25 protein-coding genes are annotated in these 26,183 nt (G+C 71.1%); 19 read left to right on the top strand and 6 right to left on the bottom strand.

Going from position 1 to position 26,183, the window contains the following annotated elements:
- Nucleotides 1–2 precede the first annotated feature (2 nt).
- Complete coding sequence (locus OHS18_RS40185) at nucleotides 3–206, bottom strand: hypothetical protein (RefSeq protein ID WP_328443466.1); 204 nt, start codon at nucleotides 204–206, stop codon at nucleotides 3–5.
- Nucleotides 207–389: 183 nt separating this feature from the next.
- Between OHS18_RS40185 and OHS18_RS40180 the strand changes: the two genes are divergently transcribed.
- The 13 genes from OHS18_RS40180 to OHS18_RS40120 all read left to right on the top strand — a co-directional run bounded on the left by OHS18_RS40180 (nucleotide 390) and on the right by OHS18_RS40120 (nucleotide 13,500).
- Nucleotides 390–1,778, top strand: coding sequence for an FAD-dependent monooxygenase (locus tag OHS18_RS40180; protein WP_328614320.1), 1,389 nt, complete (start codon nucleotides 390–392; stop codon nucleotides 1,776–1,778).
- Nucleotides 1,779–1,786: 8 nt separating this feature from the next.
- A complete protein-coding gene (locus OHS18_RS40175; protein WP_328614319.1) occupies nucleotides 1,787–2,779 on the top strand; it encodes an LLM class flavin-dependent oxidoreductase in 993 nt (330 codons plus the stop codon).
- Nucleotides 2,780–3,328: 549 nt separating this feature from the next.
- Nucleotides 3,329–4,123, top strand: a complete 795-nt coding sequence (locus OHS18_RS40170; RefSeq protein WP_328443472.1) for an MlaE family ABC transporter permease — start codon at nucleotides 3,329–3,331, stop codon at nucleotides 4,121–4,123.
- Nucleotides 4,124–4,125: 2 nt separating this feature from the next.
- The gene (locus OHS18_RS40165) at nucleotides 4,126–4,977 is read left to right on the top strand and encodes an MlaE family ABC transporter permease (RefSeq protein WP_328443474.1); all 852 of its coding nucleotides are present in this window, start codon (nucleotides 4,126–4,128) and stop codon (nucleotides 4,975–4,977) included.
- The gene (locus tag OHS18_RS40160) at nucleotides 4,974–6,248 is read left to right on the top strand and encodes an MCE family protein (protein WP_328614318.1); all 1,275 of its coding nucleotides are present in this window, start codon (nucleotides 4,974–4,976) and stop codon (nucleotides 6,246–6,248) included. Before OHS18_RS40165 ends, OHS18_RS40160 begins: the two co-directional genes overlap by 4 nt.
- The gene (locus tag OHS18_RS40155) at nucleotides 6,245–7,249 is read left to right on the top strand and encodes an MCE family protein (protein ID WP_328443478.1); all 1,005 of its coding nucleotides are present in this window, start codon (nucleotides 6,245–6,247) and stop codon (nucleotides 7,247–7,249) included. Before OHS18_RS40160 ends, OHS18_RS40155 begins: the two co-directional genes overlap by 4 nt.
- On the top strand, nucleotides 7,246–8,238 hold the full coding sequence (locus OHS18_RS40150) for an MCE family protein (RefSeq protein ID WP_328443480.1): 993 nt from the start codon (nucleotides 7,246–7,248) through the stop codon (nucleotides 8,236–8,238). Before OHS18_RS40155 ends, OHS18_RS40150 begins: the two co-directional genes overlap by 4 nt.
- The gene (locus OHS18_RS40145) at nucleotides 8,235–9,269 is read left to right on the top strand and encodes an MCE family protein (RefSeq protein WP_328614317.1); all 1,035 of its coding nucleotides are present in this window, start codon (nucleotides 8,235–8,237) and stop codon (nucleotides 9,267–9,269) included. Before OHS18_RS40150 ends, OHS18_RS40145 begins: the two co-directional genes overlap by 4 nt.
- Nucleotides 9,266–10,345, top strand: coding sequence for an MCE family protein (locus OHS18_RS40140; protein WP_328614316.1), 1,080 nt, complete (start codon nucleotides 9,266–9,268; stop codon nucleotides 10,343–10,345). Before OHS18_RS40145 ends, OHS18_RS40140 begins: the two co-directional genes overlap by 4 nt.
- Nucleotides 10,345–11,553 (top strand): MlaD family protein, encoded by a 1,209-nt coding sequence (locus OHS18_RS40135; protein ID WP_328614315.1) that lies wholly within the window; start codon nucleotides 10,345–10,347, stop codon nucleotides 11,551–11,553. The genes OHS18_RS40140 and OHS18_RS40135 overlap by 1 nt, the downstream gene beginning before the upstream one ends.
- Nucleotides 11,541–12,041 (top strand): hypothetical protein, encoded by a 501-nt coding sequence (locus tag OHS18_RS40130; RefSeq protein WP_328614314.1) that lies wholly within the window; start codon nucleotides 11,541–11,543, stop codon nucleotides 12,039–12,041. The genes OHS18_RS40135 and OHS18_RS40130 overlap by 13 nt, the downstream gene beginning before the upstream one ends.
- The gene (locus tag OHS18_RS40125) at nucleotides 12,041–12,775 is read left to right on the top strand and encodes a hypothetical protein (RefSeq protein ID WP_328443489.1); all 735 of its coding nucleotides are present in this window, start codon (nucleotides 12,041–12,043) and stop codon (nucleotides 12,773–12,775) included. Before OHS18_RS40130 ends, OHS18_RS40125 begins: the two co-directional genes overlap by 1 nt.
- An 80-nt stretch (nucleotides 12,776–12,855) precedes the next feature.
- A complete protein-coding gene (locus OHS18_RS40120; RefSeq protein WP_328443491.1) occupies nucleotides 12,856–13,500 on the top strand; it encodes a hypothetical protein in 645 nt (214 codons plus the stop codon).
- A 43-nt stretch (nucleotides 13,501–13,543) separates the two neighbouring features.
- Here the strand turns inward: OHS18_RS40120 and OHS18_RS40115 are convergent, their stop codons facing one another.
- Complete coding sequence (locus OHS18_RS40115; protein ID WP_328614313.1) at nucleotides 13,544–14,428, bottom strand: RCC1 domain-containing protein; 885 nt, start codon at nucleotides 14,426–14,428, stop codon at nucleotides 13,544–13,546.
- 426 nt (nucleotides 14,429–14,854) lie between these two features.
- Between OHS18_RS40115 and OHS18_RS40110 the strand changes: the two genes are divergently transcribed.
- The 4 genes from OHS18_RS40110 (at nucleotide 14,855) to OHS18_RS40095 (ending at nucleotide 18,182) form a co-directional block, all read left to right on the top strand.
- Entirely contained in the window at nucleotides 14,855–15,493 is a 639-nt protein-coding gene (locus OHS18_RS40110; protein ID WP_328443495.1) for a DUF6801 domain-containing protein, read from the top strand.
- 81 nt (nucleotides 15,494–15,574) lie between these two features.
- Entirely contained in the window at nucleotides 15,575–17,026 is a 1,452-nt protein-coding gene (locus tag OHS18_RS40105) for a DUF6801 domain-containing protein (RefSeq protein WP_328614312.1), read from the top strand.
- Between the two features lie 10 nt (nucleotides 17,027–17,036).
- Nucleotides 17,037–17,600, top strand: coding sequence for a hypothetical protein (locus OHS18_RS40100; RefSeq protein ID WP_328614311.1), 564 nt, complete (start codon nucleotides 17,037–17,039; stop codon nucleotides 17,598–17,600).
- 9 nt (nucleotides 17,601–17,609) lie between these two features.
- Nucleotides 17,610–18,182 (top strand): DUF6801 domain-containing protein, encoded by a 573-nt coding sequence (locus OHS18_RS40095; RefSeq protein WP_328614310.1) that lies wholly within the window; start codon nucleotides 17,610–17,612, stop codon nucleotides 18,180–18,182.
- Here the strand turns inward: OHS18_RS40095 and OHS18_RS40090 are convergent.
- Nucleotides 18,179–19,456 (bottom strand): PucR family transcriptional regulator, encoded by a 1,278-nt coding sequence (locus OHS18_RS40090; RefSeq protein ID WP_328443503.1) that lies wholly within the window; start codon nucleotides 19,454–19,456, stop codon nucleotides 18,179–18,181. The genes OHS18_RS40095 and OHS18_RS40090 overlap by 4 nt on opposite strands.
- Nucleotides 19,457–19,751: 295 nt before the next feature.
- On the opposite strand from OHS18_RS40090, the gene OHS18_RS40085 reads away from it, so the two are divergent.
- Both OHS18_RS40085 and OHS18_RS40080 read left to right on the top strand, forming a co-directional pair.
- A complete protein-coding gene (locus OHS18_RS40085; protein WP_328443505.1) occupies nucleotides 19,752–20,450 on the top strand; it encodes a hypothetical protein in 699 nt (232 codons plus the stop codon).
- Nucleotides 20,447–20,827: a GntR family transcriptional regulator gene (locus tag OHS18_RS40080; RefSeq protein WP_328614309.1), complete on the top strand. Its 381-nt coding sequence runs from the start codon at nucleotides 20,447–20,449 to the stop codon at nucleotides 20,825–20,827. The genes OHS18_RS40085 and OHS18_RS40080 overlap by 4 nt, the downstream gene beginning before the upstream one ends.
- Nucleotides 20,828–20,875: 48 nt before the next feature.
- On the opposite strand, the gene OHS18_RS40075 is transcribed toward OHS18_RS40080, so the two are convergent.
- From OHS18_RS40075 to OHS18_RS40065, 3 genes are all read right to left on the bottom strand, one after another.
- Nucleotides 20,876–21,667, bottom strand: a complete 792-nt coding sequence (locus tag OHS18_RS40075; RefSeq protein ID WP_328614308.1) for an arginase family protein — start codon at nucleotides 21,665–21,667, stop codon at nucleotides 20,876–20,878.
- Nucleotides 21,664–25,041, bottom strand: coding sequence for a pyruvate carboxylase (locus tag OHS18_RS40070; RefSeq protein ID WP_328614307.1), 3,378 nt, complete (start codon nucleotides 25,039–25,041; stop codon nucleotides 21,664–21,666). Before OHS18_RS40070 ends, OHS18_RS40075 begins: the two co-directional genes overlap by 4 nt.
- A gap of 142 nt (nucleotides 25,042–25,183) precedes the next feature.
- Nucleotides 25,184–26,095 (bottom strand): S8 family peptidase, encoded by a 912-nt coding sequence (locus OHS18_RS40065; RefSeq protein ID WP_328614306.1) that lies wholly within the window; start codon nucleotides 26,093–26,095, stop codon nucleotides 25,184–25,186.
- Between the last annotated feature and the right edge of the window lie 88 nt (nucleotides 26,096–26,183).

Raw genomic sequence — 26,183 nt, 5'->3', positions numbered from 1 at the left:
CCTCACTTCCCGTGCTTCGTGTGCACCGACTGCCGCGCGACGCCGAGGGCGTCACCGATCTGCTCCCACGACCAGCCGCGGTCCCGGGCGTGCGCGACCGCCGCCGTCTCGACCTGCTCGGCGAGCCGGTGCAGCGCGCCGACGGCCCGCAGCGCGACCGCCGGATCGGTTTCCGAAATCCGCCCGGAAAGCTCTTCCGCCTCCATGGTTTGTCAGTCTAGCCTGACACACGACGTCAGTTCAAACTGACGGAGACATCCGGGGCTTCGCCCCGGGCCGGGGGCTTCGCCACCCGGAACCCCCCAAGGACAAGAGAGACATCCGGGGCTTCGCCCCGGGCCGGGGGCTTCGCCACCCGGAACCCCCCAAGGGCAAGAGAAGGAGGCGTCATGGACGTAGCGGTGATCGGAGCGGGCCCGGTGGGCCTGATGCTGGCGGCGGAGCTGCGGCTCGGCGGGATCACGCCGGTGGTGCTCGACCGGCGGGCGACCCCGGACGAGCGGCCGCGCGCGAACGGGCTCGGCGGCCGGATCGTCGAGCAGCTCGACCACCGGGGGCTGCTGGAGAAGTTCGCCGCCGAAGCGGCGTTCGCCGGGCCGTTCCCCGGGTTCCCGTTCGGGCCCGTGCCGCTGGACTTCACGAAGCTCGGCAGCCCGCCGCTGCGCGGGCTCATGCTGCAACAACCCCGGCTGGAGGCACTGCTCGGCGAACGGGCCGTCGAACTCGGCGTCGAGATCCGGCGCGGACACGAACTCGTGGACGTCGGCACGGTTCTCGGCCCGGACGGCGAGTACCGGCTGGACGCGGAGTACGTCGTCGGCTGCGACGGCGCGCACAGCCGCGTCCGCGACCTGGCCGGCATCGGCTTCCCCGGCACGACCGACGACGAACTGCTGCGGTTCGGGCATTTCCGGACGGACCGGCCGTTCGACCTCTTCACCACGGCGTACGGCCTGAACCGGGGCTGGAACCGGCGTCCGGCCGGGCGCGTGCTGGTGACGTCCTTGACGCCGGGCGTGGTGATCGCCGGTGTCCGTGAGGTGACGCCGGAGCCGTCCGGCGAACCGACGCTCGACGAGTTCCGCGAGAGCGTCCGGCGGGTGCTCGGCGCCGACCTGCCGCTGGGCGAGCCGCTGTGGCTGTCGCGGACGGTCAGCTCGGCCCGGCTCGCCGAGCGCTACCGGGCCGGGCGGTTCCTGCTGGCCGGCGACGCCGCGCACGTCTTCCCGGCCGGGGGCTCAGCGCTGAACGTCGGGCTGCTGGACGCCGTCAACCTCGGCTGGAAGCTCGCCGCCGTCGTCCGCGGCGAAGCCGGCGAGGCACTGCTCGACAGCTACGACGCCGAACGCCGCCCGGTCGCGGCGCGGACGTTGACGCAGACCCGCGTCCAAGCCCTGCTCGAACGCCTGACCGGCGAGGACGGCGACGCGCTGCGGACGCTCTTCGGCGAGCTGGCCGCGTTCGAGGAGCCGACCCGGCACCTCGCCGGGCTGCTGCGGGACGCCGACAAGCTGCCCTACGTCGCCGACCTGCCGCTGACCGTCGGCGGCGAGAAGACCCGCGTGGCCGAGATCATGCGGGACGCCCGCACCGTGCTGTTCGACCTCGCGGACCGCGCCGACCTGCGGGAAGCCGCCGGATCGCGCGTGAAGATCGTCACAGCCACGTGTCCGGCGGTGGTGGAGGACGCGCTGCTCGTGCGGCCGGACGGCGTCGTCGCCTGGCGCGGCGGCGATCCGGCGGCGTTGCGGGAAGTTATCGGGGCACCGGGGCGTTGACCCCGGTTGTGAGCTCACTGCCTGATGTGCCGCTGTCCGTGCTCGACCTGTCCCCCGTGTCCGAGGGGATCAGCATCGGGGAGACGCTGCGCAACACCCTCGACCTCGCCCGCGCCACCGAGCGGCTGGGCTTCAACCGCTACTGGCTGGCCGAGCACCACAACATGCCCGGCATCGCCAGCTCGGCGACGGCGGTGCTGATCGGCCACGTCGCCGACGCGACCGAGCGCATCCGCGTCGGCTCCGGCGGGGTCATGCTGCCCAACCACGCGCCGCTGGTCGTCGCCGAGCAGTTCGGCACCCTTGAGGCGTTCCACCCGGGCCGCATCGACCTGGGCATCGGCCGCGCGCCGGGCACCGACCAGCGGACGGCGCTCGCGCTGCGCGGGCCGGGCGGGCTGTCGGCGGAGAACTTCCCGGAGCACCTGCAGGAGCTGATCGGCTACTTCACCCACTCGGAGGCCCGCGGGGTCAACGCCGCCGTCGCCGAGGGCAACCAGCCGCCTATCTGGCTGCTGGGTTCGAGCGGCTTCAGCGCGCAGCTCGCCGGCCGGCTCGGGCTGCCGTTCTCCTTCGCGCACCACTTCGCCGCGGAGAACACGATCCCGGCGGTGCAGCTCTACCGCGACAACTTCCGGCCCGGTGCGCTCGACGAGCCGTACGTGATGCTCGGGACGTCCGTGGTCGCCGCCGAGACCGACGAGCGCGCCCAGTTCCTGGCCGGGCCGTCCGGCCTGACGTTCCTCAGCCTGCGCCGCGGCCGCCCGATCGCCATGCCGACGCCCGAGGAGGCGGCGGAGTACCCGTACACCGAGATGGACCGCGCGTTCCTCGCCGACCGCTTCGGCTCGAGCATCATCGGCTCGCCCGAGACGGTCCACAAGGGACTCCAGCAGCTCCTCGACGACACGGACGCCGACGAGCTGATGATCACGACGATGGTCCACGGCCACGCGGACCGCATCCGGTCCTACGAGCTGATCGCCGGCCTCAAGTCCTGACGGGCTTCCGGAACGCCGGCACTCGGTCGGCGTTCCGGACAACTCCGGCGAACACGCGTACCGGAAGGGTCGGTTCGCGTACCCGGACGGTCGGGTCGCGTACCCGGACGGTCGGGTCGCGTGCCTGGAGAGTCGGGTCGCGTGTCTGGACGGACGTCGCTCTTGCGCTTACCCTGCCGGGCAACCTCTCCGGCAGGGTTGATGTGTCGTCCATCCGGGTACTGCTCAGGACCGGGAATGGGCCGGACTGTGCAGCCGTGAACAGTGCGCGCGTCCGGGGCGGGATTTTCCTTTCCTCAGTTGACAACAAGATCCGGGCCGTTTGTCAGTAATCGACAAGAAATGCGCGGTTACCAGGCCGTGACCGCGTGATCATGCTCAAGTTCTTGTCTCCCAGCAGGGCCGTGGTTAGCGTACCGACCAGTAGGAAACGGCACGGTGACCCCCGAGACCGTGAATGGCCGACATTAGGTACCCCGTTCGGACCAGTCTCATTTACTCACCTCGGGTGTATTCGTCGTGCCCGCGAAACACTGGGGAGGCACTCGAATGGCCGAACGGACGACGACGACGTCGTTCCCCGGGGCCGCCGCGCTGCGGCAGACCGGGCGGCTCTACGCGCTCGGCCTCGACGTCGTCAAGCTGACGTTCCGGCGCCCCTTCCAGACGCGGGAGCTGATCCAGCAGTTCTGGTTCATCGCGAGCGTCTCGATCCTGCCGACGGCCCTGGTGTCGATCCCGTTCGGCGCGGTCATCGCGCTGCACATCGGGTCGCTCACCACGCAGATCGGCGCACAGTCGTTCACCGGCGCGGCGAGCGTGCTGGCCATCATCCAGCAGGCCGCCCCGATCGTGACGGCGCTGCTCATCGCCGGCGCCGGCGGCAGCGCGATGTGCGCGGACCTCGGCTCCCGCACCATCCGCGAGGAGATCGACGCGATGGAGGTGCTCGGTGTCTCGCCGGTCCAGCGCCTGATCGTGCCACGGGTGCTCGCCGCGATGGGTGTCGCGGTCTTCCTCAACGGCATGGTGAGCGTGGTCGGCGTGCTCGGCGGCTACTTCTTCAACGTCGTCATGCAGCACGGCACCCCGGGCGCGTACCTGGCGAGCTTCTCCGCCCTCGCCCAGCTGCCCGACCTGTGGATCAGTGAGATCAAGGCGCTCATCTTCGGCTTCGTCGCCGGGGTCGTCGCCTCCTACCGCGGGCTCAACCCCAAGGGCGGGCCGAAGGGCGTCGGCGACGCGGTGAACCAGTCCGTGGTCATCACGTTCCTGCTGCTGTTCGTGCTGAACCTGGTGCTCACCACCGTCTACCTGCAACTCGTGCCGCCCAAGGGGAGCTGAGCGTGACCACCACGGAAGTCCCCAAGACCGCGCGGGTGCGCGAAGCCGTCGACCGCCGGTTCGGGTTCCTCGACACCCTCGGCGACCAGATCCTGTTCTTCCTGCGCGCGATCGCCTGGATCCCGCGCGCGCTGCGCCGCTACCTGCGCGAAGTCGTCCGGCTGCTGGCCGAGGTCAGCTTCGGCAGCGGCGCGCTCGCCGTCATCGGCGGCACGATCGGCGTGATGATCGGGATGACCGTCGCCACCGGCACGGTCGTCGGGCTGCAGGGCTACTCCGCCCTCAACCAGGTCGGCACGTCGGCGTTCGCCGGGTTCGTCTCGGCCTACTTCAACACCCGCGAGATCGCGCCGCTCGTCTCCGGCCTCGCACTGAGCGCCACCGTCGGCTGCGGGTTCACCGCGCAGCTCGGCGCGATGCGCATCTCCGAGGAGATCGACGCGCTCGAGGTCATGGGCATCCCGAGCGTCCCGTACCTGGTGACGACGCGGGTGATCGCCGGTTTCCTCGCCGTCATCCCGCTCTACGCGATCGGCCTGCTCTCGAGCTACCTCGCGTCGCGGCAGATCACCGTGTGGTTCTTCGGCCAGTCCGCGGGCACCTACGACCACTACTTCCTGCTGTTCCTGCCGCCCGGCGACGTGCTCTGGTCGTTCGGGAAGGTCCTGGTGTTCAGCATCGTCGTGGTCCTGGCGCACTGCTACTACGGCTTCCGCGCGAGCGGCGGCCCGGCCGGGGTCGGCGTCGCCGTGGGCCGCGCCGTGCGCACCGCGATCGTCGCGATCAGTGTGCTCGACTTCTTCCTGTCCCTGGCCATCTGGGGCGCGACGACCACCGTGCAGGTGGCCGGATGAGACGGGAAACCCGCCGCAAGGCCGGGGTCCGCACCGCCGGGGTGCTGTTCCTGGTCGTGATGGGCGTGCTGGTCACGCTGTCCATCAAGGTCTACGACAAGGACTTCGTCGCCACGGTGCCGGTGACGCTCAAGGCGAGCCGCATCGGCAACCAGCTCTCCCCCGGCGGCCAGGTCAAGGCCCGCGGCGTGCTGGTCGGCGAGATCCGCGACGTCAAGGCGACGCCGGAAGGCGCGGAGATAGCGCTTGCTCTGGAGCCGGGCAAGGTCGGCATGCTGCCGAAGGACGTCTCCGCGTTGCTGGTGCCGAAGACGCTGTTCGGCGAGCGGTACGTCCAGCTGTCCATCCCGGACGGCGACCGGGCCCCGCACCTGAGCGCGGGTGACGTCATCGCGCAGGACCGCTCGGCCAACGCGATCGAGCTGGAACGCGTCTTCGACAACCTGTTGCCGCTGCTCAAGGCCGTCCAGCCGCAGAAGCTCGCGACGACGCTGACCGCGGTGTCGACGGCGCTGCAGGGCCGCGGTGAGCAGCTCGGGCAGACGATCGACACGGCCGCGAGCTACCTCAAGGAGTTCAACCCCAACCTGCCGCAGCTCACCTCGGACATCCGGGACCTGGCGACGGTTTCCCAGGTGTACGGCGACATCGCGCCCGACCTGCTCGACGCGCTCACCGCCTCCGCCGTCACGCTCGACACGGTCAAGGAGAAGCAGGCCGATCTCGCCGGGGTCTACCAGCAGGTGACGTCGTCGTCGCAGGAGATCACGACGTTCCTGCAGAACAACCACGACAACCTCATCTCCCTGGCCGCCGACAGCCGCGCGCCGCTGGAGATCGCCGCGAAGTACTCCCCCAGCTTCGCCTGCACCCTCGCTTCGCTGAACGCCCTGAGGGGATCCATGGACAAGGTGCTCGGCGCGGGCACGAACGAACCGGGCCTGCACGCCGAGGTCGCGGTGACCGCCGACAGCGGCAAGTACCTGCCCGGCAAGGACGACCCGCGTTTCACCGACGGCGGCGAGCCCCGCTGTTACCCCTCCGGCGTCGCCCCGACCGCCGGCACCGCCGCGGCCGCCCCCGGTGCCACCGGTCACCCGCTGCTGCCCGGCGGCGAGGGTGACCTCGGCGTCGCGAACTCGCCGCAGGAACAGCAGCTGCTCGCCACGCTCGTCGCGCCGTCGATCGGCGTGCCGGACGCGCAGGTGCCCGGGTGGAGCAGCGTGCTCGTCGGGCCGCTCTACCGCGGCACGGAGGTGAAGCTCAAGTGAGGAACATCGCCTCCCCGCTGATCAAGAGCCTCATCTTCATCGTCGTCACCGCGCTCGCCACGACCCTGCTGGCCATCTCCATCACGAACTCCGGCCTCGGCGACGCGAAGCCGTACTCGGCGAAGTTCCTCGACGCGACTTCGCTCAACGTCGGTGACGACGTGCGCATCTCCGGCGTCCGCGTCGGCCAGGTCGAATCCCTCGACATCAGCGACCACAACCGGGCGCGGATCGGGTTCTCCCTCGACAGCGGCCGCCGGCTGCCCGCCGACGTCCACGCGGTCATCAAGTACCGCAACATGGTCGGGCAGCGCTACATCGCGCTCGAACGCGGCACCACCGGGACGCGGGACCTGCTGCCCGAGGGCGGCGAGATCCCGCTGGGCCGCACGACACCCGCGCTCGACCTGACCGACCTGTTCAACGGCTTCAAGCCGCTGTTCCAGGCACTCTCGCCCAACGACGTCAACGAGCTCTCCGGCGAGATCGTCCAGGTGCTGCAGGGCGAAGGCGGCACCGTCGAGAGCCTGCTCGCCCACACCGGTTCGCTGACGACCACGCTCGCCGGGCGCGACAAGGTGATCGGCGAGGTGATCGGGAACCTCAACTCGGTCCTGAAGACGGTCAACGGCAAGGGTGACGCGCTCGCGAACCTGGTCTCCACGCTGCGGCAGCTGGTGTCCGGCCTGGCCGGCGACCGCGCCGCGATCGGCGACGCCATCAGCGGCATCGGCGACCTCACGCAGTCCACCGCCGGGTTGTTCGAGCAGGCCCGCCCGCCGCTCAAGGCCAGCATCGCCGGCCTGCAGGGTGTCGCCGGGAACCTGGCCCAGAACCAGTCCGATGTGGACAGTTTCCTGACGAACCTGCCGGTCAAGTTCACCGAGATCGGCCGGGTCGCCTCCTACGGCTCGTGGATGAACTTCTTCCTCTGCCGAGCCACCCTGGAAACCACGCCCGAGCGCGGTGTGTACGTCCCGACGCCGAGGTGTGAGTCGTGAAGTCCTTCAAGGAGCGCAACCCGCTCGTGCTCGGGGTGATCGGCAGCGTCGCGCTGGCCGCGCTGCTCACCATCACGTTCAACTACGACAACCTGCCGATCGTCGGCGGCGGCACGACCTACGAGGCCGAGTTCTCCGAGGCGGCCGGCCTGCAGGCGGACGACGAGGTCCGGATCGCCGGCATCAAGGTCGGCGAGGTGCGCGACGTCGAGCTGGCCGACGACCACGTGCTCGTGTCGTTCCGGGTCAAGGACGCCTGGGTCGGCGACCGCACGTCGGTCCAGATCAAGATCAAGACGTTGCTGGGCCGCAAGTTCCTCGCGCTGGACCCGAGCGGCGACGCCGTGCAGAACCCGGACCAGGCGATCCCGCGGACCCGGACCGTCACGCCCTACGACGTCACCGACGCCTTCAACGGCCTGGCGAACACCGTCGGTTCGATCGACACCAAGCAGCTCGCCGACAGCTTCACCACGTTGTCGGACACCTTCCGCAACTCCCCCGAGCACGTCCGCAGCGCGCTCGACGGCCTTTCGCAGCTGTCGAAGACGGTGTCGAGCCGCGACAGCCAGATCTCCGAGCTGCTGGCCAACGCCCGGACGCTGACCACGACCCTGGCGAACTCGAACGACGACTTCGAGAAGCTGATCGACGACGGCAACCTGCTGCTCACCGAGCTGAACCGGCGCCGCGACGCGATCCACGACCTGCTCACCGGCTCGGCCCGGCTGGCCGACCAGCTCAGCGGGCTGGTGCAGGACAACACCGCGCAGCTCAAGCCGGCGCTGGAGGCCCTCAAGCAGGTGACCGACCTGCTCAAGCGGCAGAACGACAACCTGACCAAGGGCTTGCAGCTGGCCGGGCCGTACTTCCGCGTCGTCACCAACACGACCGGCAACGGCCGCTGGATCGACGCCTACCTCTGCGGCCTGCTGCCCGAGAACCACGACCCGTGCGTCCCGCCGAAGAACCCGGGAGGGACCAAGTGAGCGCGCTGACCACCACCAGGGCCGGGGTCCTGACCAGCCGGTTCATCGCCGCCGCCCTGCTGCTCGCGCTGGTCGTGACGGCCGCGCTGTGGTGGGTGTTCGCCGGCAGCGGCCAGCACCACGTCACGGCGTTCTTCTCCCGCGCGGTCGGCGTCTACCCCGGCTCCGACGTCCGCGTGCTCGGCGTCCGGATCGGCCAGGTCGACGCCGTCACCCCGCGCGGCGAGCAGGTGCAGGTCGACATGACCGTCGACGGCTCGGTCGGTGTCGCCCAGGACACGACCGTCCTGGTCATCGCACCCAGTGTCGTCGCCGACCGCTACGTCCAGTTCGCCAAGCCGGCCCGCGGCGGGCCGCGGCTGCCGGACGGCGCGTCGATCCCGGTGCAGCGCACGGCGACGCCGGTGGAGCTCGACCAGCTCTACGCCAGCCTCGACTCGCTGACCAAGGCCCTCGGCCCGAACGGCGCGAACTCCCAGGGCGCGCTGTCGGACCTGCTGAAGACCGGCGCGGACAACCTGCAGGGCAACGGCCAGGCGTTCAACGACAGCGTCAAGAACTTCGCCCAGCTCGCCCGCACGCTGGCCGGCAACTCGGGCGACCTCTTCGGCACCGTCGACGAGCTCCAGCAGTTCACGACCATGCTCTCGACCAACGACCAGCAGGTCAGCAGCGTCAACCAGCAGCTCTCGCAGGTGTCGAGCACGCTGGCCGCCAACAGCGGCGAGCTGGCCCACGCCCTCGACGGCCTGGGCCGCGCGCTCGGTGACATCCAGGGGTTCATCCGCGACAACCGCGGCGCGCTCAAGGCCAATGTGGACAACCTGGTGACGACCACGCAGACGCTCGTCGACCAGCGCGCGTCACTGGCCGGCACGCTCGACGCCATCCCGCTCGCCGTGACGAACGTGCTCAACGCGGTCGACCCGAACACCGGACGGCTGATGGGGCGCGCGAACCTCGACTACTACCAGGAGTCGCTGCCGTTGCCGCTCACCGGGGACGTCTACACCAACGGGGGTGGGCGATGAAGCGGGCCCTCGCCGCCGCGGCCGTCGGCTGTCTCCTGCTCACCGGCTGTTCCGCGGGTGAGTTCAAGGGTGTCTACGACCTGCCGCTGCCCGGTGGCGCCGACGTCGGCGACCACCCCTACGACGTCACCGTGCAGTTCGCCGACGTCCTCGACCTGGTGCCGCAGGCCGCGGTGAAGGTCGGCGACGTCCCGGTCGGGCGCGTCCGGGAGATCCGGCTCGGCGACGACGGCTGGACGGCCGAGACCGTACTGGAGGTCAACGGCAACGTCGCGCTGCCCGCCAACGCCGTCGCGCGGCTGCGCCAGTCCAGCCTGCTGGGCGAGAAGTTCGTCGAGCTGGCGCCACCGGACGACACCACGGCCGCGCAGAGCGGCCCGCGGCTCGCGAACGGCGCCACGATCACCCTGGACCGCACCAACCGCAACCCCGAGTTCGAAGAGATCTTCGGCGCGTTGTCGCTGCTGCTCAACGGCGGCGGGATCGGGCAGCTGCAGACGATCAACCGCGAGCTGTCGAAGGTGCTGGACGGCAACGAGGAGCAGATCCGCTCGTTCCTGGGCGGGGTGAACACCTTGATGACCGACCTGGACGCGCACCGCTCCGACATCACCGAGGCGCTCGACGGCTTGAACCGGCTGTCGGCGACCCTGGCCAACCGCCACGAGCAGGTGTCCGGCGCGCTCACCGACCTGACGCCGGGTCTGCAGTCGCTGAGCGAGCAGCGCACGCAGCTCGTCTCGATGCTGCAGTCGCTGGACCGGCTTTCGACGGTGGCCACCGACGTCGTCGACCGCAGCCGCGACGACATGGTCGCCGACCTGCGGGCGCTCGCGCCGATCCTGGGGCAGCTGGCGAAGGCCGGCGACAACCTGCCGCAGTCGCTGCAGATGCTGCCGACGTTCCCCTTCCCGGACTCCGTGCTCCCGGCAGTGAAGGGCGACTACATCAACGTCTACACGTCGATGATCCCGGCGGCCGGGGTGCCGCTGCCCGACCCGGGCCAAGGTGTTCCGCCCGGTCTGCCGACGCTCCCGCTGCCCAGCGGCGAAGCCCGCGTCTCCGGAGGCCGCTGATGCTGACGCGCAGAGTGCGGATCCAGGTGATCCTGTTCGTGATCATCGCCTTGGCGACCACGGCTTTCGTGGGCGCCAACTACGCTGGTCTCGGCCGGTTGTTCGGCTCCGGCAGTTACACGGTCAAGCTGGAGCTCGCCGAAGGCGGCGGCCTCTTCACCAACGGCGAGGTGACCTACCGCGGCGTCGCCGTCGGGCGGGTCGGCGAGCTCCGGCTCACCACCACCGGCACCGAAGCCGACCTGCTGATCGACGACGGCGCCCCGCCGATCCCGGAGAACTCCCAGGCCGTGGTGGCGAACCGGTCCGCGGTCGGCGAGCAGTACGTCGACCTGCAGCCGCGCACCTCCGACCGGCCCTACCTCGCGCAGGGTTCGGTGATCCGGCGCGAATCGACGACCTTGCCGCTGCCGGTGAACAACCTGCTGACGGACCTGGACTCGTTCACCGCGTCGGTGCCGACGCAGGACCTGCGCACGGTGGTGAACGAGCTCGACGACGCCCTGCGCGGCGCCGGCCCGGACCTGCAGACGCTGATGGACTCGGCGACGACGTTCACCCAGGAAGCGAGCACGCACCTGCCGCAGACGTCGAAGCTGATCGGCGACGGCGCGACCGTGCTGCGCACCCAGGTCGACTCCGCCGCCGAATGGCGCTCGTTCAGCAGCAACGCCAAGGTGTTCGCCCAGCAGCTGGCGAGTTCCGACGGCGACCTGCGGCGGCTGATCGCGACCGCGCCGCCCGCGGCGACCGAGCTTTCGTCGTTGATGAAGGAGAACGACCCGGGCCTGCCGATCCTGCTGGCCAACCTGCTGACGACGTCGCGGGTGTTCGCCACCCGCACCGACGCCGAGCAGCAGCTGCTGGTCAACACGCCCAAGGCCGTCGCGGCCGTGGGTTCGGCGCTGAACGACCAGGGTGACGCGCTGCGGATGGGGCTGGTGCTCAACTTCGACAACCCGCCGCCGTGCCGGCAGGGCTACGAGGGCACGCCGCACCGGCCGAGCACCGACGTCTCGCCGCTGCCGTTCCGGACCGACGCGGCGTGCACGCTGCCGTACGGGAACGAGAGCTCGGTGCGCGGCACGCAGAACGCGCCGCACCCGGCCGTGCCGGCCCCGGCCCTGCCGGGCGGGCTGACCGGCCCGCTCGGGCTCGGCACGCAGGCGACGTCGACGAGCCTCGAGGAGATGCTGTGGCTGCGGTGAAGTATCTGCCCTGGGTGCTGGTGGCGACCGCGGCGGTGTTCGCGGGCGGCTCGGGCTACGCGTGGTATTCGGCGTCGAACGACCCGGCCCTGACCTACGGCGCCGCCCGTGACGACGCGCTGTCGAGCGGCCGGACCTTGGTGGCGGAGCTGAGCAGCCTGGACTACCACGACGTCGACGGCGGCCTGGGCCGCTGGCTGGCGGCGTCTACGGGCCCGCTGCACGACCAGCTGGCCCATACCGACGACACGACGAAGAAGACCCTCGCGGCGAACGCCACGGTGGCGACGGGCCGCGTCCTGGACGCGGCGTTGAGCGAGCTGGACGAGCACGCGGGCACCGCGAAGCTCCTGGCCTCGGTGGAGATCACGATGGCGAAGCAGGGAACGGCCCCGGCGGTCAAGCGCAACCGCTTCGCGGCCGCGCTGAGCCGGACGCCCGAGGGCTGGAAGCTGAGCGCGCTCGACCAGCTGCCGGTGGGTGCGTGATGAGCCGCACGGAAGAGATCACGGCGATCGACGAAGCCGACGAGCGCGACCTCGTCACCCAGCCCGAAGCCGACGCCGAGACCGACGCCGACGCTGTCGCCACCGAGACGGAGACCGAGACCGACGACTCCGGCGACTCCGATGTGGTCCCCGAGGCAGCTGATGCGGACGAAGCGGACTCCGCCGAAGCGGCACTTTCACGTGAAAGTGCCGCTCCGACCCCGCGGCCGGCCTGGCTGCGGCTGCCCGCGCTCCTGCTCGCCGCCGCCGTCCTGCTGACCGGCGCCGGCGTCTGGTTCACCTTCGAAGCGCGGTCCGCCTCGGGGAACCCGGCCGCCGACAACCTCGCCCTCACCGACGTCGGCGCGACCGCCGACGTCACCTCGGCCGTCACCCTGGCCATGAACCGGATCTTCTCTTATTCCTACGACAAGACCGACGTCACCGAAAAGGCCGCCGCGGCGGTCCTGCGCGGGTCGGCCAAGGATTCCTACGACAAGCTCTTCGCCCAGGTCCGAGAGAAAGCGCCGGCACAGAAACTGGTGCTCACCTCTCGCGTTTCGGCGATCGCCGTGCAGGATCTCCGGAATGGTCACGCGCGGTTACTCGTCTTTCTCGATCAATCAGCCGTTCGCGCCGACAACAATGCGACCGACAGCGCCGCGGCTCAGCTTTCCGTGACCGCGGAACACACCGGCGACGGCTGGGTCGTCACCGAACTCGAACCGCGCTGACGCCGTTCCACCGAATAGCGCACTTCACCGGTTCCGGAAGCATCCGGAACCGGCCGGGAAAATCGCAAGGGAGAACAACTATGTCCGTGGCAACGCAGCTGAAGAGACTGGCTGTGCTCACGTCGGCGGCGGCCGTCGTCCTGACCGGGGTCGCCGTGACACCCGCGTCGGCCGACATCATTCCCATCGCGGTGTCCTACAAGGTCACCGGCTCCACCACGGTCAAGAAGACCGGCAGCGCCTTGAAGCTCGGCCCGGGCAGCCTCAAGGGCAACCTGCTGATCGACGACCAGACCGGGTCGGTCGGCCTCAGCGCCGACCTGGCGCTGCCGCCGGCGCAGGCCGACATCTCCCTGCTGTCGGGGATCTTCCGGATCAAGGCGAAGGTGAAGGTCACGCCGCTCGGCCCGGCCACCGGCACGATCGCCGACGGCAACCTGGTCACCAAGGCCAAGGCCAACATGGAGATCTACGACATCTGGGCCGGCCCGATCGTGCCGATCATCCCGCTGCCGACCGTGCCGGGCAGCTGCAAGACGAAGACCCCGCTCGACCTGACGCTCAGCGCCCAGGACATCGACATCACGGCGCCCGCGATCACCGTCAAGGGCACCTACACGATCCCGGAGTTCAGCAACTGCTTCATCGCCGACATCGCGCTCGGCGCCCTGATTTCCGGGCCGGGCAACACGATTTCGCTCGACCTCGCCAACGACGCCACCTGATCCGGCCGCGGGTGGCGGGCTTCCGGGCCCGCCACCCGCAGGTTCAGCAAGCCGCGTTCGGATCCGTCTTCAGCACAAAACTGTCGTTGTCCCCGGCGGACACCGCGAACACCGGGCCGCAGGTCAGCGGCGACGACTCCCCGACGATGTTCGAGCCCCAGACGACGATGTCCCCGTTCGTCTTGTACGCCAGGTTGTGGTTGAACCCGGCGTCGATGCCCGCGACGTCGGACAGGGCTTCCGGCGGCACGTCGACCTGCAGGTAGTTGTCCCGGCCCCACGCGTAGACCCGGCCGCCCTTCAGCGCCAGGCTGTGCTGGTACCCGGCGGAGACCGCCGTGACCCCGGACGACAGGCCGGCCGGCACCGTCGCCTGGCCGTAGATGTTGCTCCCCCAGGCCAGCACGCCGCCGTTCTTGAGCGCCAGGTTGTGGTCACCACCGGCGGAAATCGCGCTCACGCCGGACTGCGCGGCCGCGGGCACGTCGGTCCGCGTCCCCCAGCTGATCACCTGCCCGCCCTGCTTCAGGGCGAGACTGTGCATGTTGGACGCCGAGATCGCGATGACGCCGCTGCCCACCGCCGCGGGCAGGGTGGTCTGGCCGTACCAGTTGTTGCCCCAGGCCAGGACCTTGCCGTTCTTCAGGGCCAGTTCGTGCCCCCAGCCGGAGGCGATCTGGCTGACCCCGGACGTCGCCGCCGCGGGGATCTGGTTGGCGCCCCAGTTGTTCGCGCCCCACGCGAGGACCGCGCCGCCCTTCAGCGCCAGCGCGGTCGTGCTGCCCGCCGACACGGCGGTGACCCCGTCCAGCGTCGCCGGCGGCGGGATCGTGACGTCGAAGTCCGGCTTGCCCCAGCCGATGACGCCGCCGACACCGGCCGCGTACGCGGGCGACGCGCACAACGAAGCGGTCGTCGCCACGGCCACCGCGAATGCGGCTCCCTTCAGTGATACCCGTCCACAACGGGAAGTACCCGGCACGGTAGCCTCATTTCTCCGGTTTCGTTATCCGGCATTGCCCGGCAAGATCACAAATGGTAGACCGTTCGGCACAGCGGTTCGCCGTCGCGACCGCTCTTTGTCACAATCCGCCAAATCCTTCGGCGATGCTGCGCCGACGCGCACAAGAAATCGATACTCCCGCGCGGGGCCTCACCCACGCAAGGACGAAGTCTTGTTCCGTACTGAACTGGCGAGTAGCCTCGATTTCGGCAGATGGACCTCCACCTCGCACGCCGGTGAATCGCGTCCCGCCACCCGGGGCAATGGGGTCGGTGAACGCGATGGGGGCGCGGCGGCGAGAAAATCGATCAGCCAAAGCCGAGACTGAACTGAATCAAAGGAGATGAAGCCATGTCCCGACTCAGCAGGCTGTCCGCCGGTATCGCCACCACCGCGACCGCCATCGGCGCCATCGCGGTGCTGACCGCCGGTGTCGCTTCCGCCGCGACGATCACCTACACCGCCGGCGGCACGACTCCCGTCACCTACAACTGCACCTTCCCGGGCATCTCGCCGCAGCCGGTCGCGGTCGTCGCGCACCTGGACGCGCCGAACTCGGTCGTGCACAGCACCACCGTCACCCCGAGCAACGTGAACGGCACCGCGACGATCTCCTCGACCGTCCACTCACTGCTCACCGCGGTCGGCTACGACGGCATCCGGGGCACGGCCAGTGTGCCGGTCAGCGCGTCCTCGGGCACGCTGTCGCAGCCGGCGGCGACCGGGCTGAACATCCCGCAGGTGATCTACCCGACCGGCGGGGCGATCACGGTGAACATCGCGCAGGTCGCGACGTCCAGCATCCCGAACTGGACGGCGCCGTCCGCCGCGGGCACCGCCACGCTGTCGCTGACGAGCTCGCTGTCGGCGGCACTGGAATTCCACAAGAAGTCCACGAACACCTGGACGCCGTGGGCGATGAGCTGCACCCTGAAGGCGACGAGCCCGGTGCAGAACACCTCGTTCAGCCCGAGCATCACCGTCTCCTGATCCGGTGTCCCGGTGCGGGCCCCCTCGACGGGCCCGCACCGGGACTTCCCGGTCCCGCTCCCGAACCACCCGAGGAACCCGATGCCACGTCGAGTCCGGCCCCGCACCGTCACGGTGTCCGCGCTGGCGGCCGCCGGCCTGCTGTCCGCGGCGAACGGCGCGCTGACCGGAGTCGGTTCGGCCGCCCCCGCCCCGGCGGTCCCGCCGGACACGAAGGCGACGGCGTCGGTCTCGGTGACCTGCCCCTTCGCCGACCCGATCGGCTCGCGCGCGCTCACGGTCGAGACGTCGGCGACACTGCCCGCCCAGGCGAAGACCAGCTCCGCCGCGACGATCAGCGACTTCTCCGCGAAGTTCACGCTCCCCCGCGACGTCGCGCTCACCCTCCTGCCCGCCGGTGCCACGGCGGGATCGCTGCAGGGCACCGTCGCCACGAACATCTCCGTGCACCAGAGCGACCGCGCCGAGAAGGTCCCGGTCCCGCTGACCGTGGCGGCCACCCCGCTGCCGGAGACCGGCGACGTCACCCTGACGGCGACCGGGGCCGTGCCGCGGATCGCGATCAACACCATCGGCCCGGTCACCCTCGACGTCACGGCGCCGACGCTCGCGCTGGCCGCCGTCCCGCCGCCGGACGCGACCGCGAGCACCCAGCCCGCGCCCGGGATCGCCTGCACCCTGGACCCCGGCCAGCCGGCGACCCTGGGCAAGATCCTGGTCCTGCCTAAGGCCACCACCACTCCGGGCACCAAACAGAAGCAGCAGACCGGCCCCGGCGGAGTGTCCACATTGGACGACCCGGTTCCGCCCCTGGAGATCCCCACGCCGCTGGCGCTGGTCAGCGTCCTGACGACGTCGACCGTCGCCAAGCTCGGCGCCACCGTCGTCAGCGATCCCGCCTTCCTGATCAACGGGCTGTTCATCCTGGCGCTCGACCCCGACACCGGCGAGATCGTCGACCGCAAGGTCACCGGGTCGACCGTCTTCAAGCCGGCCACGGCCACCTTCCTCGGTTTCGGGTTCGTGCCGGTGACGGCGACCATCGAGTTCCTGCCGCTCGACTACCGGGACAGCAAGCTGATCGACATCTCCGGCGGCCTGCACGACGACCCGGTCACCGGCGAGCCCGTGCTGGACACGCAGCTGTCGGTGATCGCGCGGCTGAGCGAGGCGAAGGTCAACGGCGTCCCGCTCGACCTCGGCCCCGACTGCGTGACGGCCGAGCCGGTGTCGCTCGACCTGAGCGGCCCGTACGACCCGTTCAGCGTCGGGCACATCCGGACCGACCCGGAGAAGGGCTTCGTGCTGCCGGCGTTCCGCGGCTGCGGCGCCGGCGGCCAGGACCTGAACCCGCTGCTCACCGGGATGAGCTCCGGCCCGGGCAACCAGGCGTTCGTCGACACCTACAACCTGGTGCCCTGCGTGGAACCCGACCAGACCCAGTGCCCGGACGGCTCCAACCCGCCCTCGCCCGGCGGCGCCACGGCCCAGAAGACCCAGAACACGCAGAAGGCGGTCAGGAAACCGAACTGAGGGGCGACCCATGAGGGGAATCGGCACGGCCGTCGCGGCGGCTCTGCTCGTCACGGGCGTGACGGCGGCGACCGCGAACGCGACGACGATCACCGCCACGAGCGGGTTGACCTACACCTGCACGTACCCGGGGATCCCGCCGCAGCCGGCGACGCTGACGGCCCACCTCTCGGTGACCGATCCCCACACCGGGCAGGCTTTCACCGTCACGCCGTCGCTCACGCAGGTCTTCCCGGCCGCGGTGCACTCGCTGCTGGCCGCGGCCGGCTACGACCAAGTGCGCGGCTCGATCGCCGCGACGTTCGCCGTTTCGGGCGCGACTCCGGCGTCCGGGACGATCGCGGGCGGCTTCCCGGCCCAGCCGATCACCACCTTCTCCGTGACCGGTTCGCCCCAGGTGTTCACGGCCGGTGCGGCGTTCGCCGTCGGGTTCACGCTGGGTCCGGCCGTCACCGAGGCCCTGGAGTTCCACCGTGCCAACGGAACGTGGGTCCCCTGGACGTCGAACTGCACGCTCGAGGTCACCAGCCCGGCCCAGAACACGGCGTTCTCCCCGAGCGTCCCGATCACCTAGGAGGACACCGTGTCCACCCGCTTCGCACCGGCCGCGGTCCTGGCGCTGGCCACCACGGCGGTCCTCACCGGGTCGGCGCACGCGAGCACGGTGTACCACGCCGGTCCGCTCGCCTACGACTGCAAGTTCCCGGACACCTCACTGCAGCGCGTCACCCTGGTGCAGCAGTTCACCGGCCCGGACACGGTCGCCCCCGGCGCCACTTTCCGGATTTCCGACGTCTCCGGCCGCGTCACGCTGTCCCCGGCCGCCCACGCGAACCTCGCCGCCGGCGGCAGCGACGGCCTCGACAGCGGCTTCACCGCGGCGTTCGTCGAGGCGGCCAACGCGCCGCGCTCGTCGACCGTCTCCGCGACGGACGTACCGGCGATGTGGGGTCCCGACCCGGTGGTGATCGACTTCGGCGGCGGCCGGCAGGTGCACAAGGCGGCCGCGTCGGGAACCGTCACGTTCCACGCCGACCGGCTGGCACTGATCCTTTCGCTGCACCGGCCGGACGGCGCTCCCTCGGGCCCGACCGTGGTCTGCACGCCGGCCTCGGGCCAGAACACCGGCTTCGCGCCCACGATGCCGATCGGCTAGCTCGACGTCCACTGTGGACGGATCGCGCCCGTCCGCGGGATCGGCAGCAGGCCGGGGGCCGCGTAGTGCAGGGGTAGCGGCGCCGCGCCCGCGCGCAGCGCCAGCTCCATCTCGAACCGGGCGCCCGGGTCGCGGAGGCTCTCGCCGAAGGTCGCCTGCAGCTGGCGCATGCGGTAGCGGACCGTCTGGGGGTGGACGCCGAGGCGTTCCGCGATCTCCACGACGTTGCCCTGACTGTCCAGCCAGGCGCGCAGCGTCTCCAGCAGCCGCTCCTGCTGTTTGCCCGTCATGTCCGCCAGCGGGGCGAACAACCGGTGGCGCAGGGTGCCGACCAGGCCGGTGTCGGAGTTGACGAGCAGCGTCGCCAGGTGTTCTTCGGCCCGCAGCACCGGGCGGGGCACCAGGACGCCGCGTTCGGCGAGCTGCAGCGCGTTCCGGGCCCAGCGCAGGGAATCCGCGACCGACGCCAGCGGCACGCACGGGCCGATCGAGAGGCGGCAGTCCGGTAGCGCCACCTGCAGCGTCGCCAGGCGCGCGCTGCCCAGCTGGCCGGGAACGACCAGTTTCGGGTCGGGGGTGTCGAGCTCGGCGAGGACGTCGGCGTCCAGCCCCGCGTGGCGGCGGGCGGGGGCGACGCCGTCGGCCGGGCAGACGGCCACCGGGGTGGCGTCGGTCGGGACCGTCCAGCCGATCAGCTGGGCCAGCTCGGCGATCGCCTTGGGTGAGGCCGGCGGCGTCTCGAGGATCAGGTGCAGCAGCTTGCGGCGCCAGGTGTCGAGCGCTCCCGCCGTGCGCGCCTTCGCTTCCAGGTAACCGTCGAGCGCGACGGAGGCGAGCTCGTCCATGAACGCCAGCATCGCGTCGGCCAGCTGGGACATCACGGCCGAGGAGAGGCCGCTGCGGCGTCCGACGCGCATGATCCGCCGCCACGACACCCGCGCGCCGACCCGGTAGGCCGACTGCAGCGTGTCGAGGCTGCGGCCTTCGCGCATCTCGTTCTGCCCGAGGCGGTGGTGGACGTCGTGGGACTGTTCCTTCGAGACCGTCGGGTCGGCGATCTGCGCGACGAACAGCGTGATCGCGTATTCGACGCCGGCCCGGATCGACTTGCCGTAGGGCCCGTCGAGCGGGCGGGCGTAGGCCGGGATGGTCGCGCGGATCTCGTCGACGATCTCGGCGGCGAGGCTGGCGAGCTCCGGGCGGAGGATGTCGGCGAGCTTGCGGGGTAGTGCGGCGGGTTGCGCAGGGTGTTCGAATCCGCGCTCCACCGACATCGCAGCTCCTTTGCTCCGCCCCAGAGGCCCCGCCCACGCGCGGCCGAGCACCCCGCGCCTGGTGCGGGGTGACACCGGACACATCGAAAAACTAGCCCGGAACGTGTCACACCTTCGAAGGGAAACCGATTTCTTGTCATCTTCGTGACAAGTTCACGAGGCACGCATGCGCAATGCTGACAAGTACCCCTCCGGCTGCGCGCGAATGTACGTACGAACGGACGTATCCGCTGCCCGGCGCGCACCCGGTCGCGCCCGCTTGTATCGTGTGGTTGATACAAGCGGGAGGTACGACATGGCGTGGGACAACATGCTCGCGATCGCGCTCTTCACGGGCCTGATCGGCCTGGCGATCCTGATCGTGCTCTGGCCGAACGACAAGCGCGGGGCCCGCCTGCTCGTGCGCTGGGGCGTGCCGGACCCGGACGCCGCCGAGGTGGCGCTCGCCGTCACCTACCTCAAGCGGCGCCGGTTCTGGTACCCGTGGCTCTACCTGGCGCTCCCGCCGCTGTTCGGCGGCGGCAACGACGGCGCCTCGATCGCCGGCACCCTGCTGCTCGGCGGCCTGATCGCCGAACTGCTGGCCCAGCGGCCCGCACGCGGCCCGCGGCGGGAGGCGGTCCTCGTCCGGCGGCGGCTGCTGGACGTCGTCCCGGCCTGGGCCCTGGTGCTCAGCGGGCTGGCGTCGGTGTCCGCGATCGCGCACCTGGCCCTGATCACGCAGTGGAAACTGCTGGCGGTGGCCGCGGGCACGACGGCCGTCTGCTGGGCGATCACCCTGCTGGCCGTGCGGCGCCCGGCGACCGGCGAGCCGCGCGCGGACCTGGCCCTGCGCTGCCGCAGCGCGCGCGTCGCCATCGGGCTGGGCATCGCCACCTGCACCGCGGTCGGCTGGACGGCGGGCAACCTCGGGTCGTTCCTGGTCGCCGTGGCCGGCATCGTCGCGTTCCTGGCCGTCACCGCGCCGCTGAAGAGGCTCCCGGCTCTCGCGTGAAGATCTTCGTCGACACCGAAACCGGCCTGGCGCCCTGGCGGCAGGTGCACGACCAGATCATCACGGCGGCCACGGCGGGCGCGCTCCCCGAGGGGACGCGCCTGCCGCCGATCCGCCAGCTGGCCCGTGACCTGGGCCTGGCGTCGGGCACGGTCGCCCGCGCGTACCGCGAGCTGGAGACGGCGGGCTGGGTGGAAACGGCCCGCGCCCGCGGCACGGTCATCACCATCCCCACGGACCGCCCGGACCCGGCGGCGCTGCTCCTGGCCGCGGCCACCGACTACGCGACCCGCGCCCGAGACCTCGGCGCGAACCTCGACATCGCCCTCGACGCCGTCCGCAAGGCCTACCCCGCCGACGATCCGGAAAGTCCGTGAAGGCCACCTTGAGGGACTCTATGTCCCTCAAGGTGGCCTTCACGGACTTCAGGGTGTGAGCAGCCGGCCGAGCGCGGCCAGCACCGGTTCCAGGACTTCGACCTCGCGCGGGGTGCCCACGCACTCGGTGATGCCCGCGCCCACGACGTCGTACGCCGCCAGGGCGTCCAAAGACGACACCAGCCGCGCGATCGTCCAGCCGTCCGGTTCCGGGTGGTTGAGGCCGCCGAACTCCGTCGGGTCCAGGACGTCGAGATCCACGTGCACGTACAGCTTCTCCGCGCCCGCCAACGACTCGAGCGACGTGACCGCCAGTCCGCGGTCGACCGCCGAGCGCTCCTCCGGGTCGAACACGCGCGTGCCCGCCAGGACCGCGCGTCCCGGCTCCAACGCGGGCGCCGCCGCGAACTCCGGGTCACCCTCGCCGAACAGCGACCGCAGCACCATCCCGTGGAACGCGCCCGACGGCGACGTCGCAGCCGTGTTCAGGTCCGCGTGGGCGTCGAACCACGCGACCCCCAGGCCCGGCCCGTACCGGAACCGGGCCACGCCGATCGGGACCAGCTCGACGCCGCAGTCGCCGCCGATCGTCAGGACCGGGCCGCCCGGTGCCTCCAGGGCGGCCAGCTGGGCCGCCCGGTTCGGGCCGGTCAGCACGGTGCGGTTGGCGATCCCGCCGTCCACTTCGGACAGTTCCCGGCTCTGCGGGACGTGGTGCACGGGCCGGCCGAGCACGTGCCCGGCCAGCTCCGCGAGCGCCGCACAGCCCCCGGGCAGCTCGCCCGCCCGAGGGCCCACCGCGCCTTGCCGCTGCGGTACGGCGTTGATCAGCGGGCTCACTCCAGGACGAGCAGGAGGTCGCCGCCCTCGACCTGCTGGACGGCGTTGATCGCGCGGCGCGCCACCTTGCCGCCCGCGGACGCCGTGATCGACGCCTCCATCTTCATCGCCTCGATCGTCGCGACCGTGGCACCGGCCTCGACCGTGTCACCCTCGTTGACCTGCAGCGTGACGACGCCGGCGAACGGCGCCGCGACCTGCTTCGGGTTGCCCTTCTCCGCCTTCTCGGTCGCCGGGATGTCCGAGGCGATCGAGTGGTCGCGGATCTGGATCGGCCGCAGCTGGCCGTTGAGCGTCGACATCACCGTGCGCAGGCCGCGTTCGTCGGCCTCGCCGATCGCCTCCAGCTCGATGATCAGCCGCACGCCCTGCTCGAGGTCGACCTGGTACTCCTCCCCCGGGCGCAGCCCGTAGAAGAAGTCCTTGCTGGGCAGCACGGAGGTGTCGCCGTAGGCCTCCCGGTGCGCCTCGAACTCCTTGGTGGGCCCGGGGAACAGCAGCCGGTTGAGCGTCCGGCGGCGGTTCTCGGCCAGCGCGGTACGGTCCTCTTCGGACAGTTCCTGCACCGGCTTCGCCGCCGCGCGGCCTTCGAGGGCCTTGGTGCGGAAGGGCTCCGGCCAGCCGCCCGGCGGGTCGCCGAGCTCGCCGCGCAGGAAGCCGATCACCGAGTCGGGGATGTCGAACTTGTTCGGCTCCGCCTCGAAGTCCGCCGGGGAGACGCCCGCGCCGACCAGGTGCAGCGCGAGGTCGCCGACGACCTTGGACGACGGCGTCACCTTCACCAGGTGGCCGAGGATCTTGTCGGCCGCGGCGTACATCGCCTCGATGTCCTCGAACCGGTCGCCCAGGCCCAGCGCGATGGCCTGGGTGCGCAGGTTCGACAGCTGGCCGCCCGGGATCTCGTGGTGGTAGACCCGCCCGGTGGGCGAGGCCAGCCCGGCCTCGAACGGCGCGTAGATCTTGCGCACGCTCTCCCAGTACGGCTCCAGCTCGCCGATCGCGTCCAGGCTCAGCCCGGTGGTGCGGTCGGAGTGGTCGGTGGCCGCCACGATCGACGACAGCGACGGCTGCGACGTCGTGCCCGCCATCGACGACACCGCGCCGTCGACGGCGTCCGCGCCCGCGTTGATCGCCGCGAGGTAGGTGGCCAGCTGGCCGCCCGCGGTGTCGTGGGTGTGGATGTGCACCGGCAGGTCGAACTCCTTGCGCAGCGCGGTGACCAGCCGGGTCGCCGCGGGCGCGCGCAGCAGCCCGGCCATGTCCTTGATCGCCAGGACGTGCGCCCCGGCGCCGACGATCTGCTCGGCCAGCTTGAGGTAGTAGTCGAGCGTGTAGAGCTTCTCCCCCGGGTCCGACAGGTCGGAGGTGTAGCAGAGCGCCACCTCGGCGACCGCGGATCCGGTCTCGCGCACGGCTTCGATGGCCGGGCGCATCTGCTCGACGTCGTTGAGCGCGTCGAAGATCCGGAAGATGTCGATGCCGGTCTTCGTGGCTTCTTCGACGAAGGCGGTGGTCACCTCGGTCGGGTACGGCGTGTAGCCGACGGTGTTGCGCCCGCGCAACAGCATCTGCAGGCAGATGTTGGGCACGGCCTCGCGCAGCGCGGCGAGCCGCTCCCACGGGTCCTCGGCGAGGAACCGCAGCGCGACGTCGTAGGTCGCGCCGCCCCAGCACTCCAGCGACAGCAGCTGCGGCACCGTGTTCGCGACGACCGGCGCCACCGCGAGCAGGTCCTTGGTGCGGACGCGGGTGGCGAGCAGCGACTGGTGCGCGTCGCGGAAGGTCGTGTCGGTGACGCCGACGTGCGGCGACTTCCGCAGCCACTCCGCGAACCCGCCCGGGCCCAGTTCGACGAGCTTCTGCTTCGAACCGGCGGGCGGCTGGGCGTCCTTCGGCAGCTTCGGCAGCTTGAGCGTCGCGTCCGGGGTCTTCGGGCGCTCACCGTGCGGCTTGTTGACCGTCTGGTCGGCGAGGTAGGTCAGCAGCCGCGTGCCGCGGTCGGCGGAGTGCCGCGCGGTCAGCAGGTGCGGACGCTCCTCGATGAACGACGTCGTGACGCGCCCGGCGCGGAAGTCCGGGTCGTCGAGCACGGCCTGCAGGAACGGGATGTTCGTGGCCACCCCGCGGATCCGGAACTCGGCGACGGCACGGCGCGCGCGGCCGACGGCGGTCTCGAAGTCGCGGCCGCGGCAGGTGAGCTTCACCAGCAGCGAGTCGAAGTGGGCGCTGATCTCGGTGCCGGAGAAGGCGGTGCCGCCGTCGAGCCGGATGCCCGAGCCGCCCGGCGAGCGGTAGGCGGAGATCATCCCGGTGTCCGGGCGGAAGCCGTTGGCCGGGTCTTCGGTGGTGATGCGGCACTGCAGCGCGGCGCCGCGCAGGTAGATCTTGTCCTGGCTCAGGCCCAGGTCGTCCAGGGTCTGGCCGGAGGCGATCCGCAGCTGCGACTGCACGAGGTCGACGTCGGTGACCTCTTCGGTGACCGTGTGCTCGACCTGGATGCGCGGGTTCATCTCGATGAAGACGTGGTTGCCCTGCTTGTCGAGCAGGAACTCGACGGTGCCGGCGTTGCGGTAGCCGATCTGGCGCGCGAACTTCACGGCGTCGGCGCAGATCCGGTCCCGCAGCTCGGGGTCGAGGTTCGGCGCCGGGGCCAGCTCGACGACCTTCTGGTGGCGGCGCTGCACCGAGCAGTCGCGCTCGTAGAGGTGGATGACGTTGCCCTCGGCGTCGGCGAGGATCTGCACCTCGATGTGCCGCGGCTCGACGACGGCCTTCTCGAGGAACACCGTCGGGTCACCGAAGGCGGACTCCGCCTCGCGCGCCGCGGCTTCGATGGACTCGCGCAACTGCGCCGGCTCCAGGACGCGGCGCATGCCGCGCCCGCCACCACCGGCGACGGCCTTGACGAACACCGGGAAACCCAGCTCGTCGGCCGCCGCGACCAGCGCGTCGATGTCGCTGGAGGGCTCCGAAGAGCCGAGCACCGGGACACCGGCCTCGCGCGCGGCCTTGACCGCGCGGGCCTTGTTACCGGTGAGTTCGAGGATGTCGGCGCTCGGGCCGACGAAGGTGATCCCCGCTTCCTCGCACGCGCGCGCGAGGTCCGGGTTCTCCGACAGGAAGCCGTAACCCGGGTAGACGGCGTCGGCCCCGGCCTTCTTCGCCGCGGCCACGATTTCGTCGACCGAAAGATAAGCGCGCACGGGGTGACCGGGTTCGCCGATCTCGTACGCCTCGTCGGCCTTCAGCCGGTGCAGCGAGTTGCGGTCTTCGTGGGGGAACACGGCGACCGTGCCCGCGCCCAGTTCGAAGCCGGCGCGGAACGCGCGGATCGCGATCTCACCGCGGTTGGCCACCAGCACCTTGCGGAACATGCCCGGTCCTTCCCGTTTGGATCGGTAGTCAGCGCACGTTACCCGGTTTTTCCCGGTGGGCGGGAGCTGCATACCAGGTGATGGACATCATGCGCGTGGAAAGATTGGCCGATCCGCCCCGGTGGCACCACCCGGTGAGGTCTCAGGACGCCGGCGGCACGTAGAGCAGCCGGTTGGCCGTGCCCTCCGGGACGCCCTTCAGCGCGTCCGGCGTCGCGGCCTGCACCAGCGCCTGGTCCACCTGCGCCGGCGTCGAGCCGGGGTGCCGGGCCAGGTAGATCGCCGCCGCTCCGGCCGCGAACGCCGCGGCCACGGACGTGCCCGACTCCGGGCCCGCGGTCGTGCCGCCCGCGATCGGGCTCGGGACGTCGACACCCGGCGCGTACAGGTCGACGTCCTGGCCGAAGTTGGACGCCTTGTCCGGGTGGTCCTGGTCGTCGATCGCCCCGACGGTCAGCGCCTCGGTGACGCGCCCCGGCGAGAAGCCGCTCGCGTCCGCCGTCTCGCTGCCGGCCGGGACGGCGATCGGCAGCACCGTGGCCAGGCGTTTCACGGCCGCGTCGAGCTGGTCGTTCGGGACGCCGCCGATGCCGAGGACGGCGACCGCGGGCTGCCGGGCGTTCTGCGCGACCCAGTCGAGCCCGGCGATGATCGCCTCGGTCGCGCCGCCGCCGTCCTTGTCGAGCACCCGCACCGGCACGATCTGCGCGCCCTTCGCGACGCCGTAGTCCCGGCCCGCGGCGATCCCGGCGAGCCGGGTGCCGTGACCGTTGGTGTCGGCCGTGTCGGTACCGCCGCCGAGGAAGTCCCGCCCCGGCGCGACGCGGCCCTGGAAGTCGGGGTGCCGCGGGTCGACGCCGCTGTCGATCACGTAGATCGTGACGCCGGCCGCGTCATCGCCGTAGCGGTAGGCGTGGTCGAGCCCGCTCCGCTGGTCGATCCGGTCCAGCCCCCAGCTGGGCGGATCCTGCTGCACTCCACCGGCGGCGGCCGCCGGCGCCTGCCCGGCGAGCACGATGGCCACGGCCACGAGAACACCCCGTCGTTTCCTCATGATCAGCGTGGTACCCGCGCGCCGGGGCCGCGACAACTCGGGGCTGTCGCCCGATCGGCTGATCTACACTGAGGGCACTAACGCAACA

The sequence above is a fragment of the Amycolatopsis sp. NBC_00355 genome, from assembly GCF_036104975.1.
Classification (GTDB): Bacteria; Actinomycetota; Actinomycetes; order Mycobacteriales; family Pseudonocardiaceae; genus Amycolatopsis.
This window is presented reverse-complemented; position numbering and strand designations above follow the sequence as displayed.

Coding starts and splice junctions, on each gene's coding strand:
- OHS18_RS40140 (WP_328614316.1), top strand. CDS start 9,266: ATGAAGCGGGCCCTCGCCGCCGCGGCCGTCGGCTGTCTCCTGCTCACC.
- OHS18_RS40160 (WP_328614318.1), top strand. CDS start 4,974: ATGAGACGGGAAACCCGCCGCAAGGCCGGGGTCCGCACCGCCGGGGTG.
- OHS18_RS40105 (WP_328614312.1), top strand. CDS start 15,575: ATGCCACGTCGAGTCCGGCCCCGCACCGTCACGGTGTCCGCGCTGGCG.
- OHS18_RS40125 (WP_328443489.1), top strand. CDS start 12,041: ATGAGCCGCACGGAAGAGATCACGGCGATCGACGAAGCCGACGAGCGC.
- OHS18_RS40120 (WP_328443491.1), top strand. CDS start 12,856: ATGTCCGTGGCAACGCAGCTGAAGAGACTGGCTGTGCTCACGTCGGCG.
- OHS18_RS40180 (WP_328614320.1), top strand. CDS start 390: ATGGACGTAGCGGTGATCGGAGCGGGCCCGGTGGGCCTGATGCTGGCG.
- OHS18_RS40085 (WP_328443505.1), top strand. CDS start 19,752: ATGGCGTGGGACAACATGCTCGCGATCGCGCTCTTCACGGGCCTGATC.
- OHS18_RS40070 (WP_328614307.1), bottom strand. CDS start 25,041: ATGTTCCGCAAGGTGCTGGTGGCCAACCGCGGTGAGATCGCGATCCGC.
- OHS18_RS40110 (WP_328443495.1), top strand. CDS start 14,855: ATGTCCCGACTCAGCAGGCTGTCCGCCGGTATCGCCACCACCGCGACC.
- OHS18_RS40065 (WP_328614306.1), bottom strand. CDS start 26,095: ATGAGGAAACGACGGGGTGTTCTCGTGGCCGTGGCCATCGTGCTCGCC.
- OHS18_RS40135 (WP_328614315.1), top strand. CDS start 10,345: ATGCTGACGCGCAGAGTGCGGATCCAGGTGATCCTGTTCGTGATCATC.
- OHS18_RS40170 (WP_328443472.1), top strand. CDS start 3,329: ATGGCCGAACGGACGACGACGACGTCGTTCCCCGGGGCCGCCGCGCTG.
- OHS18_RS40100 (WP_328614311.1), top strand. CDS start 17,037: ATGAGGGGAATCGGCACGGCCGTCGCGGCGGCTCTGCTCGTCACGGGC.
- OHS18_RS40185 (WP_328443466.1), bottom strand. CDS start 206: ATGGAGGCGGAAGAGCTTTCCGGGCGGATTTCGGAAACCGATCCGGCG.
- OHS18_RS40090 (WP_328443503.1), bottom strand. CDS start 19,456: ATGTCGGTGGAGCGCGGATTCGAACACCCTGCGCAACCCGCCGCACTA.